Raw genomic sequence first — 16,638 nt, 5'->3', positions numbered from 1 at the left:
GTATGCGCTTATTTTTCATTCTTTTTTGTGTAACATCATTGGTTTATGCACAAGAACCGACTCGTCTTTTCGGAAGCATACAAAAAGATGGCACGAGTACTCCTCTAAAAGAAGCTTTAGTATCAATTGAGGGCACTAGCGAGACAAGCTTATCAAATGACAAAGGTCTTTTTGAAATGGTTACCTTATTAAAAGGAGCTTATATTCTTCGTATTTCAGCTCCTTATTTCGATACTAAACGCATACCTATTGTTTTGGAAGGACAAAGTTTAGACTTGGGTTTAATTTCTTTGAGCAGTGATATAACTGTCGAACAAACGGATAATTTGATTACTCTTACGGAATCTGATTTGTCGGATGACGACGAAACAGTCTCCTTGTCTGCCGGCATTCTGCAGGCAACAAGAGATGTTTTTCTGAATAGGGCAGCTTTTGATTTTGGTCAGGCTTTCTTTAGGGTACGGGGTTACGATTCTAGAAATGGACAGGTACTTATTAATGGAATTCGGATGAACAAGTTTTTTGACGGCCGTCCGCAATGGAATAATTGGGGCGGTCTTAATGATGTAATCAGAAATCAACAATTCACAAATGGATTAACTCCTTCTGACTATACTTTCGGGGGAATATTAGGAAATACGAACATTGATATGCGGCCTTCTAAATTTAGACCAGGTATTCGTTTGTCGACCTCTGCTTCAAATAGAACTTATGCGGGTCGTTTAATGGCGACATATACATCTAGAACTAATGGCAATGGGCTTTCGTATTCTTTTTCTGCGTCAAGAAGATGGGCTAAAGAAGGCTATATAGATGGAACTTTATACGATGCCTATTCTTTCTTTGGAGCAATAGAATATGAGCTTAACGATGAGAATAGTATTGTGCTCACAAGCATATTGGCAAAAAATAGACGTGGGCGTTCTTCTGCAATTACAGAGGAAGTATTTGAGTTGGTCGGTAATAAGTACAACCCTTATTGGGGAGAGCAAAGTGGAGCGATTAGAAATTCTAGAGAGCGAAACATTTCTGAACCGATTGTAATGTTCAATTATCATTTTAAGTCTGAAAAATTAAACATAATCAGCGGTTTGGCATATCAATTCGGAACAAATGCCCGTAGCAGGTTAGGCTATTTTAATGCCCCAAATCCAGAGCCGACTTATTATAGGTATTTGCCAAGTTTTTATATCAATAACCCAATAGGGGCCGACTTTACAAATGCGGCGCTTGCCCGTGAAGGTTTTTTAAGAAACGGACAAGTCAATTGGGCAAACTTGTATCAGGCGAATTCTAATGGAAAGGCTGCTTATGTCTATTACAACGACACTGTTGATGACCGGCAAATTTCATTTTCAACTGCGGCAAACCTAAATTTGAATTCAGGTTTTAAACTTGATTTTGGTGTCAACTATCAAAAATTAAGTTCAAACAATTATGCTGAAATTCAGGATTTATTAGGCGCTGACTTTCATGAGGATATCGACCCTTTTTCGAATACCCAGAACGACAGAAACGGCTCTCTTGAGAAAACAGAGAAAGATATTTTCAATTACAACTATGAAATCGATGCAACGCTATTAAATGCTTTTACACAGTTCGGATTTGAGAAGAATAGCTGGCAAGGTTTTGTTTCTGGCGAAATTTCAAAAACGAATTATCAAAGAACAGGAATCTTTCAGAACGAAAGATTCGTTGAAAACTCTAGCGGTGAAAGTGAAGTCGTTGATTTTTCAAACTTGGGTTTAAAGGCAGGTGTAACCTATAAAATATCTGGAAGACATTGGATAGAAACAAATGCTGCATATATTCAAAGAGCACCAGTTTTGCAAAATGTATTTATTAACCCAAGGGAGAACAATGCAGTAGTGCCCAATATTGAGAACGAAACGGTTTCAACCCTCGATATCAACTATTTTTTGCGACTACCCGATTTAACAGGCAGACTTTCGGCCTTCTATACTCGATTTCAGAATACAACGGATATCAATTTCTTTTTTGTAGATTCTGGGGTAGGCTCAGATTTCGTACAAGAGGTTCTTACAGATTTGGATAGATTACACGCAGGTGTTGAGCTTGGCCTAGAATATCAACTTTCATCACAGGTAAAACTTTCAGCAGTTGCCAATGTTGCAAAATATTTATACGCTAGTAATCCGTCGGTCACTATAAATTTTGACACTGCTGGGGCAGAAGAAGAGGTTTTGGATATTTCAGGGAATATAGATTTAGGCGCAGCAAATATAAAGGACTATAAATTGGCCCAAGGTCCTCAAAAGGCTTTTGCTTTAGGGGTGGAGTACCGCGACCCAAAATATTGGTGGATTGCCGCTACTGCAAATTATTTGGGTAACAATTATGCCAATATTTCTACAATTACGAGAACGCAAAGCTTTTTTCTAGATCCAGAAACTGGCGAGGCTTTCCCCAATGCCACACGAGAAAATGTTGCTAGTCTTTTAAAACAGTCTAGACTTGATGACTTTTACTTACTGAATCTAGTGGGCGGAAAATCATGGTTAATAGATGGTAAGTATATAAGCATATTTATGAGTATTAATAATGCTTTTGATGCTGTATTTAGAACTGGAGGCTATGAACAAAGTAGAAATGGCAACTTTGGGCAGCTGCAACAAGATAGTTTAAGAGACAATTCGTCTTTTGCGCCAAAGTATTGGTACGGGTTCGGTAGAACGTATTTTCTAAATCTGGCAGTCAGTTTTTGAAATGAATAAAGCTTAAGTTTAAAAAAGAATGAACAGGCAAATAACTTTTCTGATACCAATGTTGCTTTTTCTCATAAATTCTTGTGTTAAGAATACAGAATTTAATGAGATTTCCAATGCTTGTTCAGACGATTTAGTTGTCAATGCTTCATTTTCTCAGATAAAGGAATTGTATAACGGAGAACTGCTTCAGATTCAGGAAGATTTGATTATTGAAGGTTATGTGCTATCATCCGATAAATCAGGTAATTTTTTCAGTGTTCTTCATTTTCAAGATAACCCTAGCAATCCAACTGAAGGATTTCAAATTGAAGTTGATTTAAGAGAATCTCATTTATTTTTTGAAGTTGGCAGCAAAATAATCATCAAACTTAAAGGCCTTTACCTAGGGCAAAGCAGAGGAGTCTTTAAACTAGGTGGAACATTTGCCGCTTTTGGCACTACTTCAGTCGGAAGACTACCAGCATTGAAAATACCTGAGCATATTTTTTTAAGTTGCGAAGATACAGCTACCATTACACCGAAAGTAACCGCTATTCAAAATTTAAATGAAACCCTGGTCAATACGCTTGTGCAGCTAGATAGTCTGGAATTTAGAATTGCTGATTTTGGACTTCCATTTGCTGAAGTTAGGGAAGAAACCGAACGAATAGTAACAGATTGCAAAGGCAATGAATTGCTAATGCTCAACTCCGGATTTGCTGATTTTCAATCAGAGATACTCCCAGAAAATAACGGCAGTATCATAGGCGTTTTATTGCAGGAGGGAGATGATTTTAAACTAGCCATTAGAAGTTTAGAAGACTTAAGTTTTGAAAATGAACGCTGCGTAGAACCGGTAACCGAATTTACATCTACATCTATCTTTATTTCAGAATTGGCGGATCCAAACAACAATGCAGAGGCTCGCTTTGTAGAGTTATATAATGCCGATGATGAACCTTTAGATTTAAATGGATGGACGCTTAGAAGGTATACCAATGCCAACACAGAAATAAGTTCAACCATAGATTTAACTGGCAATATCATCGAGGCCAGAAGCACGTTACTAATTTCACCAAACGGTGCCGAGTTTGAATTGGTCTATGGTTTTTTGCCAGACATAGCGGTCTCTACAAATAGTCCGGCAGATTCTAATGGAGATGATAATTTAGAATTGGTTGACCCCTTCGGTACTGTAATCGATGTTTTTGGGGTTATCGGTGAAGATGGCTCAGGTACAAATCACGAATTTGAAGACGGTAGAGCCTTTAGAAATTTAGAAGTCGTTCAAGCAAGTTCAATATACACCTTTTCAGAATGGACTGTTTTTAACGACACAGGTGGCAATGGAACAACAAATATGCCCCAAAATGCGCCTGAAGATTTCACGCCAGGGCTCAGGGAATGAAAATTTACAAATGGTAAATGGTCTGGTCTATTAACCTATTGCTTCTAATATTTCGTTGAGCTGTTTCGGTAATATAGGTTTTAAGATATAGTTGTTGACCAACTCAAATTGTTTGGCCCGCTGAAGGTCTGATGGATCAACGGAAGAACTCACTACATAAAGTAGTATTTTACCCTTATTTAGGTTTGGAATTTTGGTAAATTCCTCCAAAAAATCCCAACCATTCATAATAGGCATGTTAATATCCAAAAAGATAATCTCTGGTAGACTCTTACCTTCAAGAAGATAGCTTTGCATAGCATCGATAGCTTCTTTACCATTTTTAAAAACGATGATATCGTCACAAAAACGAACTTCTTGCATTATTCTTCGTGTGCCATAGATAAATATATCATCATCGTCAATGATACAGGCAGAATTTACTTTTTTCATAAGACAGGTTTTTCATATTTCATAATAAATGTTGTTCCCACATCCACGCTGCTTTCGATATCGATTTTACCACGCATGGCCTCTATTTGATTTTTTGTAATAAAAAGCCCTATGCCTTTGGCATCTTTATGGTTGTGAAAGGTTTTGAACATGCCAAAGACACGAGTTCCATAACGCCCTAGATCTAAACCTAAACCGTTGTCACTGAACTTCACTATTATATTTCCGTTTTTTTCTTCAGAAGTCACCGTAATTTTCAATTTACGTTTTGGCGAGCAATATTTCATTGCATTGGTAAAAAGATTTAATAGAATACTATCTAAATATGCAGGTACCACATTGACCAAGTGTTTTTTAGGCACCTTTATTTTTAAAACAGGGTTCATCTCATCTATTTGAGCTTCGAGATTTCTTAAAGCCCCATAGATGGCTTTATTCAGGTTTACTGGCTTCATTTTTTCTAAGGTGCTCGTACGTACTTGAACAACTTCATTTAAATGTGCAACTGTTTCTGTTAGACCGCCAGAAGCAGAGTGCAGCATTTCCTTAATTTTGTTTACTTCATCTAAATCGTTCTCCTTCATCAAAAAGTCTATCAACATCGACATATTGGTAGAATGCGAACGTAGATTGTGTGATACGATGTGTGCAAAATTTAATAGACTTTGGTTTTGTTCACGTGTAACTTGCAAATAATCTTTAAGCTTGCGTTCGCTTTCGACCATTTTGGTGACATCTACAATTTGTGATATAAAATGCAAAAGATGACCTTCTACACCATAAACTGCGGTTACGGTTAAAAGTACATGTACAACGTTTCCATTTTTGTGATGGTAGCGTTTATTTATTTGATAGCTTTCGGTCTTACCATTAATGAGGTCATGTAATAAGTTGATATCTTTTTCAAGATCTTCTGGGTGGGTAATATCTTGAAAAGTGATGTCTATAAGTTCTTCTTTACTGTAACCTAGGCTTTCACATAAACTGGTGTTTACCTGCATCCATCTGCCATCGAGACCGACCAAGGCCATACCTATAGATGAGTTTTCAAAAGCCCCGACAAAAGATTCTTCACTGCGTTGCAATTGAAGTTGCGTGGTTTTCAAGTCTGTGACATCCCAGTTTGTACCTAACATCCTTAGAGGATTACCCTTATCATCTCTTTTGACCGTGGCAAAAGCTTTGATGTGGAATATATTGCCGCTTGGTTTTATAATTCTAAAAGTGGTGTCAAATTCCTTTTCCCCTTTGATGGCCATTTCCAATTCTCTTTGACCTCGTTCTCTGTCATCAGGGTGAATACTTTTTTCCCACGCATCTACAGCACCCGAAAAGTCTTCTCGCTTTATGCCGTATAATGCGAACATATTGTCATCCCATATTAATTCGTTTTCTGCAATATTATACTGCCATATCCCTATTTTGGCCTCCTTTGTTGCGAGTGTCAAACGTTCAGAAGCCTCATTAAACCTTAATTCTGACCTCTTTTTTTCGTCAATATCTTGAAAAGTGCCGAAAATACGCACAGGTTCTCCGTTGACTCTTTCTACCTCTCCTTTGGCTCTGACCCAAACTTCACGACCATTGACAGTTACAATGATCAGTTCGGTATCCCACGGTTTTCCAGTGGCAATTGCAGTATTTACAAGTTTTGATATATGATCGCGATGTTCCCCCTCTTTATAAAAATTAATTCCTTCCTCTAAGGTAGGCTCATAATCTTTTGCGGCTTCGTGAATTTCTTTGGTAATATCTGACCATATTACAGTGTTGGTAGCTATCTCTACTTCCCAGTACCCAATTCTGGCAACTTCAGTTGCTTTATTAATGAGTTCCTCTTTTTTCTTTTCTGATGTAATATCTTCTAATGACACAAAATGGTGGTCGGTTTCAGAAATTAAAACTGGTTTAACGCTCCATTTAAACCATTTTTTCGCCCCGTTTTCAAGAACAAATTCATCTTGATAAAACTCTTTGGTCTTAGCACTTACCTTTCTGTCAAGTGCTCTTGAAATTTTATCTTTAAGAAGAGGAAGTACCTCAAAAATATTTTTACCCAGTAGTGTGCCTTTTTTCTTTCCAAATAGTTTTACCCATTTATCGGAACAATCAATGAAACAGTTTCTATCATCGAGCAATGCTACCGAGTGTGGTAAAAAAGGAATTAAAGAGGTATAGATATTAGATTCAGATTTTATCATAGGCCAAAAACTACGTGAATTTAAGAAAATTTCAATTAGTAGGAAATTACTTATACCTAAGACCTAAACGGCTTTTGGGCTTTAAATAGTATTGAGATTCACTTATTAGTCAATATTATGTTGAAAAGAAGGTAAAGTTGAATAAAATCGACAGTCATTATTTAGTTTTGTATAACTTTCGAAGAAGATGGATATTAAAGAAACATTTTTTAGCAATATACGAGAGGGTAATTTAAAGGCGGTCGAAGAACTCCTTGAAAGAAACCCCGAAGTTATAAATAGTAGAGACTCTAGAGGTTCGACCCCACTTATTTTGGCTTCATACTACAACCATGGGTCTTTGGTCGATTTTTTTCTTAGCAGAGGTACAGATGTAAACGAAAAAGATAGTTCTGGTAATACTGCCCTGATGGGAGTCTGTTTTAAAGGCTATTCAGGTATTGCGGAAAGCCTGATCAAAGCTGGTGCAGACATCAATTATAAAAACACTATGGGCGGCACCTGCCTTATTTATGCCGCGACCTTTAACCGTTTAGAGATAGCAGAACTATTACTAAAAAAAGGGGCAGATGTAACTGCTAAAGATGCTAGGGGCAGTAGTGCGTTGGACCACGCCAGAATTAAGGAATCAGAACCGATGATACAACTTCTCAAAAAATACATTTAGTCTATGGTTATGGATAAACTTGAGGTAGCGGTTGTGCAAGCACATTTATTTTGGGAAAATCCAGAGGCTAACAGAAAAGCTTTTTCTGAAAAATTCGATTCGATTTCTTCTGAAACCGATATCATCGTATTACCTGAGATGTTTACAACCGGGTTTACCATGAATCCAAAAAATATTGATGAACGCGAAGGAGAAAAAACCTTGGCGTGGATGAAGTTCGAAGCTTCAAAGCGAGAAGTAGTAATTGTTGGCAGTGTTGTTTTTAAAGAGGGCGCGCATTTTTATAACCGGCTATTTTTTGTTCAGCCAAACGGAAAAGTTCATAGGTACGACAAGAAGCACACATTTACATTGGCAGGGGAGCATAAGGTTTATAAAGCGGGAGAAAAAAAATTAATAGTGGATTACAAAGGATTTAAAATTTGCCCCCTAATTTGCTACGATCTTCGTTTTCCTGTTTGGGCAAGAAATACGGAAGACTATGATGTTTTGATCTATGTTGCCAACTGGCCCAAACCTAGAGTAGAAGCTTGGGACACCTTATTAAAAGCAAGGGCAATCGAAAACATGAGTTATTCTATTGGTGTCAATAGAATAGGTTTAGATGGTTTGGGGCATGAATATTCAGGCCATTCGAGTGCTTATGATGCATTGGGCAAGCAATTGGCGTTTTCCGAAAGGGAAGAAATTTTATATGTATCACTTTCAAAAGAACATTTAAAAACTAACCGGGATAAGTTAAAATTCCTTCAAGATAGGGATGACTTTAATTTGTTATAACAAAGGTTTCGTTCTTCTCCCAGTTTGCCCTTATTTCAATTAAATCAGGGTAGTATTTCACTACTTCTGGTTGCAACTTTTGCAGGTAGCTTCCGGTATCCCATTTGCCATTACCATTGTTATCAAGAATAATTCTGATTCGGTAATTTTTTGGTTCTAGATTATTAAACTCGAAGATTTGGGGTTGTTCGGCAAAAATTGACCGTTCTAACCCTCCTTTTTCATCGGTAAGTTCAACAATTAAGGGGTAAGTCGCCTCTCCAGAAAGATTTAATGTTAAATTACCATAGTCCGCATATCCTCCAGTGGAAAGATTGGTCACCAAAGTGTCGTTTTGCATACCAAAAAAATCTTCAATTGCACCAGGCAATAAAACGACGCTATATTTTTGATTGTCCACAATTTCAAAGTTAAATTCCAACTTGTTCTTTATGGTATCCAGTTTTAGCCTAAAAGGTGTCTGTATAGTGTCTTTATCTAAAATACCAATTTTACTTGTGTCAATCTTTATAATTGGGGTATTTGCCAAAACATGAAATTTATCGTAAAAATTCAGTTTGCCACTTTGGCTCGGCGTAATTTTTAGTGAATCTAGTCCGAGTTTCCTTGTTTTTACTGTAAAAGTGTCAATGAGGCCGATATTCTCATTTGTAACCGTGAAAATAATAGAGTCTAAATCTGTGGGCGTTAACCAGTAGTCGATAGTATCTTTTTCCCTATCCTTGGTCATTAAGGTTCTTACAGAATCAGGCAAAACGGTCAATGGTTTAATTTTAAAATCCCTTCTCAGACCTTGATAGCCAAAAATAATATGGTTTTTGGCCACATAACTGGGCACGGATATACTGTAGTCGGGAATTTCCTTAAACAGATTAAGTAAATAAATGCTATCGGTCGGTAGACTTATGGTATCTGTGACAAAACCAATTTTATCGCTTCGCTGATCAAAAACATTATTCTTTCCTTCATCTTTAATGGCCACCAATGCGTATTCGCCAGATTTTAGGTTTTTTAAAGAAAAAAGTGGTAGACTGTCTAGCGTATTGGTAATATAATTTGGCGGGTATTTGTATATGGTCGAATCGTTATAGATACTGTCTATTTCATAGAGCATAACACTTACAAATTGTTCTGCAGTGCGTTTATAAGCGTCTTTAATTGCACCTGAAAGCGAGAGCGAATCAATATAATCTCCTGTAGAAAACACATAGGTTAAAAAACTATTTGGGTTGCCTTCGTTATTATCGACTATGCTTTGCCCAAAATTGATGGTGTACGTAGTGTTTTCTCTTAAAGTGTCTTTAAAAGTTATCTCGATGAATTTGCTGGCAACACCTTGAGGCTTAATCTCGGGCACATTTTTTAATGGAGGGGAAACAACAAGTTGATTTTGAACATCTTCTAACTTAATATACTCATCAAAATAAAGTCGAATGCTCTTTTTCTTAAAGTTTATACTAAGGTTTTCTGGGTCTGAACGTAACAGTTTTGGTGGGGTAATATCTTTATCACCACCAGAAGGAGTTCCACGTCGGGCGCAGTGCCAAAGTGCCGTTGCTAGTAAAAGCAGAAAAAGGAAACTTAAAGTCTTTTTCAAAAAAAGCATAAACTCGTATTGATAGACAAATAAACAACATCTTGCAGTATTATAGAATTTAAGTCTTTCAATTTTAGAAAACTTTGGTATTTCATATTTAGGAATATTTTGGTACTACAGCCATTGTCGCTACATAAAGTTCGAGACCTTCAATTTTCAGAAGGGCCGAACCGCAAGCTTCTATAGTGGCACCTGTTGTAATAACGTCATCGATCAATAGCACCTTTTTATTTTTTAAAGATTCATAATCTGATATCTTATAGAGTTCTTTTGTGGTTTGCCATCGGTTAAAGCGATTCTTTTTGGTCAAAGTCTTGGTGTTGGCGGTTTTTATTAGAACGGATTTTAAAAAAGGTGCATTTAGATAATGTGATAAACGCTCACCAAAAAGGGCCACCTGATTATAGCCTCTTTTTTTAAGTTTTTTGTGGTGTAAGGGAACTGGTATTATGGCATCAATATCTTCTAGTCCGCCTTGTTCTTTTAAGATTTCGCCATACCAATCACCTAAAAATTCACCAATTTGTTCTTGATTTTTATATTTTAAATGGTGTAAAAGTTGTTTTACGATACCATTTTGTGAGAAGAAAAGGAGGGAACTTGCTTTTTTAACAGGAATTCTCCCATAAAAAATTCGGTCTACTGCGTTCTCTTTTAGGAAGTTATAATCGGTAATCGGCAAATCATTTCGACAAACGGTACACAGAATGTGCTCTCCTCCGTATAATTGTGTATTACATCCAAAACAGACCTGTGGCAATAGGACGTAGTTAATATCGTTTATTATCTTTGAAAGCCTGTAGTTTGTCAAATCTTATTACCTGCTGAATTTGCCTCTTATTGATGGAATCTCAAGATACTAAATTCAATTATAAAATAATTTCAACGGCATTAGTTGCGGTCATTATCGCTATTCTAATAGCCTTCTACTACAGCTATGCCCAATCTCAAACGCAATTAAGTTATCTAGAAGACCAAAAAGAGTTGCTTGTTAAAGACGTAACCTTAATGAAGGTCGAGGTCGATAGATTGTCTGGTCTTAATGAGATAAACGATATTGAATTACAAACTTCACAAACGCAAGTTCAAAAATTATTGGATTCTGTTGGCCGATTAAATTTCAGTATTACCAAGCTAAAAGAAAGTCAAAAAGTGCTAAGGGCGTTGGAATTGAAGTTTGATAGTTTGAAGGTTAAGAACAACTTTTTACGCTATAACAATAGCCTTTTGGCAGATAAATACGAAAAGACGCGTAAAGAAATACAAGAGTTAAGAGGTAAAACCAATAGTCTGGAAAGAGCCGAATCTCTTGTAAGACAAAAAAACAAGGAGCTTAGTAAAGAGCTGAAAGTGAAAAGCTATTTGCAAATGAGCGAAAATAGTGCAGAAGGTTCTGGGTTTCGCTTACGCGCCGGAAGACCCATACAAACCAATAAGGCTTCTATCATAGAAAAACTTAGAGGTTGTGTCACCATTTTAGGTAATCCGAACGAAAGAGGAAACATTAAAGTTATCTACCTTCAGTTTCTGAATCCAGACATGAAAGTTATAGAAGATAATGCAAATACTATTTCTGTTGGGGGTAATACCTACAGTAAACGTGTAGAGCTCGTTTATCTTGGCAAAGAGCTTAGCGTTTGCGATGCCATTACGGTGCCAGAGGGTTCTTTGGAAGAAGGTATTTATACTTTAAATATATTTGAAGACGAACGCCTTTTATCTTCTACGGAATTTCAGTTAAAATAAACTTCACTCTTTTTAGTCATTGTACTATTTTTGCCCAATGGCAAATCAAGAAGACATTTTCAAGAAGGTAATCTCACATGCTAAGGAATACGGTTATGTATTTCAGTCAAGTGAAATCTACGATGGGTTAAGCGCAGTTTATGACTACGCCCAAAATGGAGTTGAGCTCAAAAAAAATATACGCGAATATTGGTGGCAGGCCATGGTGCAGCTAAATGATAATATTGTGGGTCTTGACGCTGCCATTTTCATGCATCCCACCACATGGAAAGCCTCTGGCCATGTTGATGCTTTTAATGACCCTCTAATAGATAATAAAGATTCTAAGAAAAGGTATCGCGCAGATGTTTTGGTAGAAGATTATGTAGCCAAAATTGAAGCTAAGATTGATAAAGAAGTTGCTAAAGCTGCAAAGCGTTTTGGTGATAGTTTTGACAAAAAACAGTTTTTAGAAACTAACGGTCGAGTAGTTGATTATCAGGCCAAGGCTGATGGTATATTGAAACGTTTAGGTAAATCTCTTGAAAATGAAGATTTAGCAGATGTGAAAGCTTTGATTGAAGAACTTGAAATCGCTTGCCCGCTTTCTGGTTCTAAGAATTGGACCGATGTAAAGCAGTTTAATTTAATGTTTGGCACCAAGCTCGGGGCTTCGGCAGATTCTGCGATGGATTTATACCTGCGGCCTGAAACAGCACAAGGTATTTTTGTAAACTTTTTGAATGTTCAAAAGACAGGCAGAATGAAAATTCCGTTTGGTATCGCCCAAACCGGTAAAGCGTTTCGAAATGAGATCGTCGCACGTCAATTTATCTTTAGAATGCGTGAGTTCGAGCAGATGGAAATGCAATTTTTTATAAAACCCGGCACGCAACAAGAATGGTACGACACCTGGAAAGAAAAGCGAATGAATTGGCATTTGTCTTTGGGTATGGGTGAACACAATTACCGTTTTCATGACCATGAAAAATTGGCACATTATGCAGATGCGGCGGCGGATATCGAATTTAAATTTCCATTCGGATTTAAAGAATTGGAAGGGATTCACTCTAGAACCGATTTTGATTTAGGCCAGCACGAAAAGCACTCGGGTAAAAAACTCCAATATTTTGATCCTGAAGAAAATAAAAGCTATGTGCCTTACGTATTGGAAACTTCTATTGGTCTAGATAGAATGTTTTTAGCTGTTTTTAGTAATTCTTTGCAAGAAGAAGAACTTGAAAACAATACTACGAGAACAGTTTTAAAATTGCCAGCGGTTTTGGCACCGACCAAAGCAGCCATTCTGCCACTTTTAAAGCGCGATGGTCTACCCGAAGTGGCCAAAAAATTAATTGATGAGCTAAAGTGGGACTTCAATGTGGCCTATGATGAAAAGGATGCCGTGGGCCGTCGCTACCGTAGGCAAGATGCCAATGGAACCCCCTTTTGTATCACTGTGGATCACCAAACTCTGGAAGATGAAACTGTTACCATTCGTCATCGAGATACTATGGAACAGCAACGTGTTAAACTCTCGGAGGTAAAAAGCATTATTGCCAAAGAAGTGGATATGCGAAAATGGTTGAAAAAGATTTAAAAGTCTCTGCTAAAAAGATGAAGCAACCTTGGCCGACAAAAGAGGTCATGGAGCAGATTTATAAAATGAAGCTTTGGGGTGATAATAGCACTGAGTTTTATTCGGGTGCAGGCTCACACAATCCAGAGATTATACATCCCTATATAGAAGCTGTAACATCATTTTTAACTTCTTTTAAAGAACCAATTACAGTATGTGACTTAGGTTGTGGAGATTTTAATATTGGTAAAAGTTTATTCAGAAATACAAAAAAGTATACCGCAGTAGATATTGTACCTGAACTTATCGAACATAACAGTAAATTTTTTCAGGAAGAAAATTTAGAATTCAAATGTCTTGATATTTCCATTGATGATTTACCCGAGGCCGATTGTGTTATTTTGAGGCAGGTACTTCAACATTTATCAAATGCGGAGGTCCATCGTATTGTAGGTAAATTGAACAAGTTTAAATATCTGATTTTAACTGAACATATACCGGTGGGTGATTTTAAACCCAACAAGGACATTATCTCGGGTCAAGGAATTCGGTTAAAAAAGGAAAGTGGTGTTAATCTTTTGGCGCCTCCTTTCAACTTAAAAATAACAGAAGAACAACTATTATCTGAAGTTGTTTTAAAAGAATTCAAAGGGCGATTACAAACAACGCTTTATAGAATTTCATAAAGTTTTAAATACTTGTATTCTTGGCTAAATAGATTTTCTTTATTCTCAAAATTCTAATAAAAGTTATTATTGAAATTATTCCGCCAAACAATAATGTCAATGGAAAAATAAAAAAGCCAATAATATTTCCTTCCAAAGGGGAAGTCCATATTAGAAAAGAGAACAAACCAATTACTTGAAAGAGGTGTCTCTCGCAAAAAATATATAAAAAACTTGTATTCCCTGTTATTGTAAACGGATACTTCTTAGATGTAAAAATTAGGGCATAGGTAAAAAGACGCACTATAAAAATCAATAGAAGAATTAGAATAAACGCGTATGAGTAAACCTGATAAACATTCGTCGATTTGTATGTTTTTAAATTTAGTTCATCACAAATAATATACGCTATCATTTGATAAATAGGGTTTCCTAGAATACTAATTATTATGAAGAATAAATATTTCAGCTGATTCACGGAGTTTTGATTAAAGAACATGTACTAAGATAACCAAAAACAATACTTTACAGCTCCCAGTATAAACATTACCAATAGTCACATAACTCAAAAAAATAAATTGAGAAATATTCTTTAACAGAAGAAGCTTATTTTTAAGACTTTCAACTAAGTAAAATAAAAATCTAAATATTATGAGCGATCCGCACAACGGAAACGGAGACATCAACAAATGTCCCTTTTTTGCTGGTACAACTAAAAAAACGGCAGGTCAAGGTGTCAAAAACCGCGATTGGTGGCCCAACGAGCTAAAGTTGAATATTCTTCGTCAACATTCAGCTGCTTCTAATCCTATGGATGAAGATTTTGATTACGCAGCAGCGTTTAACAGTCTCGATTATGAAACATTGAAAAAAGAAGTCACCGATTTGATGACCAATTCTCAAGACTGGTGGCCGGCAGATTACGGGCATTATGGTGGTTTTATGATTCGTATGGCTTGGCATAGTGCAGGTACCTATCGTGTTGGTGATGGTCGCGGTGGTGCCGGTGGTGGCAATCAAAGATTTGCCCCGATCAATAGCTGGCCAGATAATGGCAATCTAGATAAAGCTCGTTTACTTTTATGGCCAATTAAAAAGAAATATGGTCGTAGTATTTCTTGGGCAGATTTGATGATTTTAGCAGGTAACTGTGCTCTAGAATCAATGGGCTTTCCGACTTTTGGTTTTGCCGGAGGCAGAGAAGATATTTGGGAGCCTGAGCAAGATGTATATTGGGGTAGTGAGACCGAATGGGGCGCAAATGAAGAGCGTTATGAAGATGGAGAGCTAGAAGGTCATCTCGGCGCCGTAATGATGGGCTGGATATACGTAAACCCAGAAGGCCCTAACGGAAACCCTGACCCTATGGGTTCGGCAGCCGACGTCAGGGAAACTTTTGGTCGTATGGCCATGAACGATGAAGAAACCGTAGCTCTTGTAGCAGGCGGTCATACTTTTGGTAAAGCACATGGTGCTGCAGATCCTAACAAATATGTTGGTGCAGAACCTCATGGTGCCTCTATTGAAGAGATGAGTACCGGATGGAAAAATTCGTATAAATCTGGAGTTCTAGAAGATACCATTACAAGTGGAATTGAAGGTGCCTGGACTCCAAACCCTACACAATGGGATGCAGATTATTTTGATGTGCTATTAAACTACGATTGGGAACTTACAAAAAGTCCTGCAGGGGCACATCAGTGGACACCTACAGCTGAATCAAAGGCCAAAATGGCACCGTCTGCTGGCGGAAATGGAACGCAAGCTTTAATGATGACTACTGCCGATATTGCATTAAAAACAGACCCGGCTTATTTAAAAATTTCACAACGTTTTCATGAAGACCACAAGGCATTTGAAGATGCATTTGCACGTGCTTGGTACAAGTTAACGCATAGAGATATGGGCCCTATTGCCCGTTATTTAGGTCCTGAAGTACCTAGCGAAGAGCTATTATGGCAAGACCCCATTCCTACCGTAGATTATAAACTAAGTGATACCGATATCGAATCATTGAAAAAGATGATTGCTGCTTCAGGCTTGAGTGTTTCACAAATGGTAACTACGGCTTGGGCTTCGGCTTCTACGTTTAGAGGTTCCGATAAACGTGGTGGTGCTAACGGAGGTCGTATTCGACTAGAACCACAACGCAGTTGGGAAGTCAATAACCCTGCAGAGTTAAATAAAGTACTCACTGTTTTAGAAGAAATTCAAAATGAATTTAGCGGAGACGTTTCTATTGCTGATTTAATCGTTTTGGCCGGTAATGTTGGTGTTGAAGAAGCTGCAAAGAATGCCGGTCATAATATTGAAGTGCCTTTTACCCAAGGTAGAGGTGATGCAAGTCAAGAACAAACAGATATAAAGTCGTTTAACTATTTGGAGCCTTTGGCGGATGGATTTAGAAACTATATAAAAGCTGATTTACAAGTTGCTGCTGAAGACCTATTAGTAGACAAGGCTAATTTATTGACCTTGACTGTACCAGAAATGACTGTTTTAGTTGGTGGTCTTCGCGTATTGGGAGCGAACTTCGATGGTTCCAATCATGGTGTTTTTACCGATAATGTAGGCAGCCTTACAAATGATTTCTTTACCAATCTTTTAGATATGACCTATACTTGGAAAGCAACTTCTGAAGACGATAGGTACTTTGAAGGTAGCCATAGAATTACGGGTAAGGTGGAGTTTACAGGAACCCGTGCAGATTTGATTTTTGGTTCAAATTCAGAGCTAAGGGCTATTGCCGAGGTTTACGGTACCGATGATGCAAAAGACAAATTCGTAAAAGACTTTGTTGCAGCATGGACTAAGGTAATGAACCTTGATCGTTTTGATTTAAAATAACAGCTCATACTGCTATGAAAAAAGAGAGC

The 16,638-nt window shown here is 37.3% G+C and carries 12 protein-coding genes; 8 read left to right on the top strand and 4 right to left on the bottom strand.

Features of this window, described 5'->3' with window-relative positions; genetic code table 11:
- The first annotated feature begins 2 nt into the window (after positions 1 to 2).
- Together ACZ1GR_RS08780 and ACZ1GR_RS08775 are read left to right on the top strand one after the other, a co-directional pair.
- The gene (locus ACZ1GR_RS08780; protein ID WP_472611754.1) at positions 3 to 2,726 is read left to right on the top strand and encodes a TonB-dependent receptor; all 2,724 of its coding nucleotides are present in this window, start codon (positions 3 to 5) and stop codon (positions 2,724 to 2,726) included.
- Positions 2,727 to 2,754: 28 nt separating this feature from the next.
- Positions 2,755 to 4,116 (top strand): DUF5689 domain-containing protein, encoded by a 1,362-nt coding sequence (locus tag ACZ1GR_RS08775; protein ID WP_472611753.1) that lies wholly within the window; start codon positions 2,755 to 2,757, stop codon positions 4,114 to 4,116.
- 30 nt (positions 4,117 to 4,146) lie between these two features.
- Here the strand turns inward: ACZ1GR_RS08775 and ACZ1GR_RS08770 are convergent, their stop codons facing one another.
- Complete coding sequence (locus tag ACZ1GR_RS08770; RefSeq protein ID WP_472611752.1) at positions 4,147 to 4,548, bottom strand: response regulator; 402 nt, start codon at positions 4,546 to 4,548, stop codon at positions 4,147 to 4,149.
- Positions 4,545 to 6,749 (bottom strand): PAS domain-containing sensor histidine kinase, encoded by a 2,205-nt coding sequence (locus ACZ1GR_RS08765; protein WP_472611751.1) that lies wholly within the window; start codon positions 6,747 to 6,749, stop codon positions 4,545 to 4,547. The genes ACZ1GR_RS08770 and ACZ1GR_RS08765 overlap by 4 nt, the downstream gene beginning before the upstream one ends.
- 187 nt (positions 6,750 to 6,936) lie before the next feature.
- On the opposite strand from ACZ1GR_RS08765, the gene ACZ1GR_RS08760 reads away from it, so the two are divergent.
- Entirely contained in the window at positions 6,937 to 7,416 is a 480-nt protein-coding gene (locus ACZ1GR_RS08760; protein WP_472611750.1) for an ankyrin repeat domain-containing protein, read from the top strand.
- Between the two features lie 3 nt (positions 7,417 to 7,419).
- Entirely contained in the window at positions 7,420 to 8,196 is a 777-nt protein-coding gene (locus ACZ1GR_RS08755) for an amidohydrolase (RefSeq protein WP_472611749.1), read from the top strand.
- Here the strand turns inward: ACZ1GR_RS08755 and ACZ1GR_RS08750 are convergent.
- Positions 8,183 to 9,802 (bottom strand): Ig-like domain-containing domain, encoded by a 1,620-nt coding sequence (locus ACZ1GR_RS08750; protein WP_472611748.1) that lies wholly within the window; start codon positions 9,800 to 9,802, stop codon positions 8,183 to 8,185. The two genes, ACZ1GR_RS08755 and ACZ1GR_RS08750, sit on opposite strands and share 14 nt — an antisense overlap.
- 88 nt (positions 9,803 to 9,890) lie before the next feature.
- Positions 9,891 to 10,553, bottom strand: a complete 663-nt coding sequence (locus tag ACZ1GR_RS08745; protein WP_472611747.1) for a ComF family protein — start codon at positions 10,551 to 10,553, stop codon at positions 9,891 to 9,893.
- Between the two features lie 83 nt (positions 10,554 to 10,636).
- On the opposite strand from ACZ1GR_RS08745, the gene ACZ1GR_RS08740 reads away from it, so the two are divergent.
- The 4 genes from ACZ1GR_RS08740 to katG all read left to right on the top strand — a co-directional run bounded on the left by ACZ1GR_RS08740 (position 10,637) and on the right by katG (position 16,609).
- Positions 10,637 to 11,539 (top strand): prefoldin domain-containing protein, encoded by a 903-nt coding sequence (locus ACZ1GR_RS08740; protein ID WP_377766151.1) that lies wholly within the window; start codon positions 10,637 to 10,639, stop codon positions 11,537 to 11,539.
- A 37-nt stretch (positions 11,540 to 11,576) separates the two neighbouring features.
- The gene (locus tag ACZ1GR_RS08735; RefSeq protein WP_472611746.1) at positions 11,577 to 13,118 is read left to right on the top strand and encodes a glycine--tRNA ligase; all 1,542 of its coding nucleotides are present in this window, start codon (positions 11,577 to 11,579) and stop codon (positions 13,116 to 13,118) included.
- A gap of 17 nt (positions 13,119 to 13,135) precedes the next feature.
- Positions 13,136 to 13,783, top strand: a complete 648-nt coding sequence (locus ACZ1GR_RS08730) for a class I SAM-dependent methyltransferase (RefSeq protein WP_472611745.1) — start codon at positions 13,136 to 13,138, stop codon at positions 13,781 to 13,783.
- Positions 13,784 to 14,413: 630 nt separating this feature from the next.
- Positions 14,414 to 16,609: a catalase/peroxidase HPI gene (gene katG / locus ACZ1GR_RS08725; protein WP_472611744.1), complete on the top strand. Its 2,196-nt coding sequence runs from the start codon at positions 14,414 to 14,416 to the stop codon at positions 16,607 to 16,609.
- Positions 16,610 to 16,638 lie beyond the last annotated feature (29 nt).

The organism is Croceitalea sp. W27, from assembly GCF_055693185.1.
Note: the sequence above shows the minus strand (reverse complement) of the source record. Positions and strands in the feature narration are given on the sequence as shown.

What these genes read in the sequence shown, in the direction of transcription:
- ACZ1GR_RS08780 (WP_472611754.1), top strand. Translation starts at nt 3, where the DNA reads ATGCGCTTATTTTTCATTCTTTTTTGTGTAACATCATTGGTTTATGCA.
- ACZ1GR_RS08775 (WP_472611753.1), top strand. Translation starts at nt 2,755, where the DNA reads ATGAACAGGCAAATAACTTTTCTGATACCAATGTTGCTTTTTCTCATA.
- ACZ1GR_RS08770 (WP_472611752.1), bottom strand. Translation starts at nt 4,548, where the DNA reads ATGAAAAAAGTAAATTCTGCCTGTATCATTGACGATGATGATATATTT.
- ACZ1GR_RS08765 (WP_472611751.1), bottom strand. Translation starts at nt 6,749, where the DNA reads ATGATAAAATCTGAATCTAATATCTATACCTCTTTAATTCCTTTTTTA.
- ACZ1GR_RS08760 (WP_472611750.1), top strand. Translation starts at nt 6,937, where the DNA reads ATGGATATTAAAGAAACATTTTTTAGCAATATACGAGAGGGTAATTTA.
- ACZ1GR_RS08755 (WP_472611749.1), top strand. Translation starts at nt 7,420, where the DNA reads ATGGTTATGGATAAACTTGAGGTAGCGGTTGTGCAAGCACATTTATTT.
- ACZ1GR_RS08750 (WP_472611748.1), bottom strand. Translation starts at nt 9,802, where the DNA reads ATGCTTTTTTTGAAAAAGACTTTAAGTTTCCTTTTTCTGCTTTTACTA.
- ACZ1GR_RS08740 (WP_377766151.1), top strand. Translation starts at nt 10,637, where the DNA reads ATGGAATCTCAAGATACTAAATTCAATTATAAAATAATTTCAACGGCA.
- ACZ1GR_RS08735 (WP_472611746.1), top strand. Translation starts at nt 11,577, where the DNA reads ATGGCAAATCAAGAAGACATTTTCAAGAAGGTAATCTCACATGCTAAG.
- ACZ1GR_RS08730 (WP_472611745.1), top strand. Translation starts at nt 13,136, where the DNA reads ATGAAGCAACCTTGGCCGACAAAAGAGGTCATGGAGCAGATTTATAAA.
- katG (WP_472611744.1), top strand. Translation starts at nt 14,414, where the DNA reads ATGAGCGATCCGCACAACGGAAACGGAGACATCAACAAATGTCCCTTT.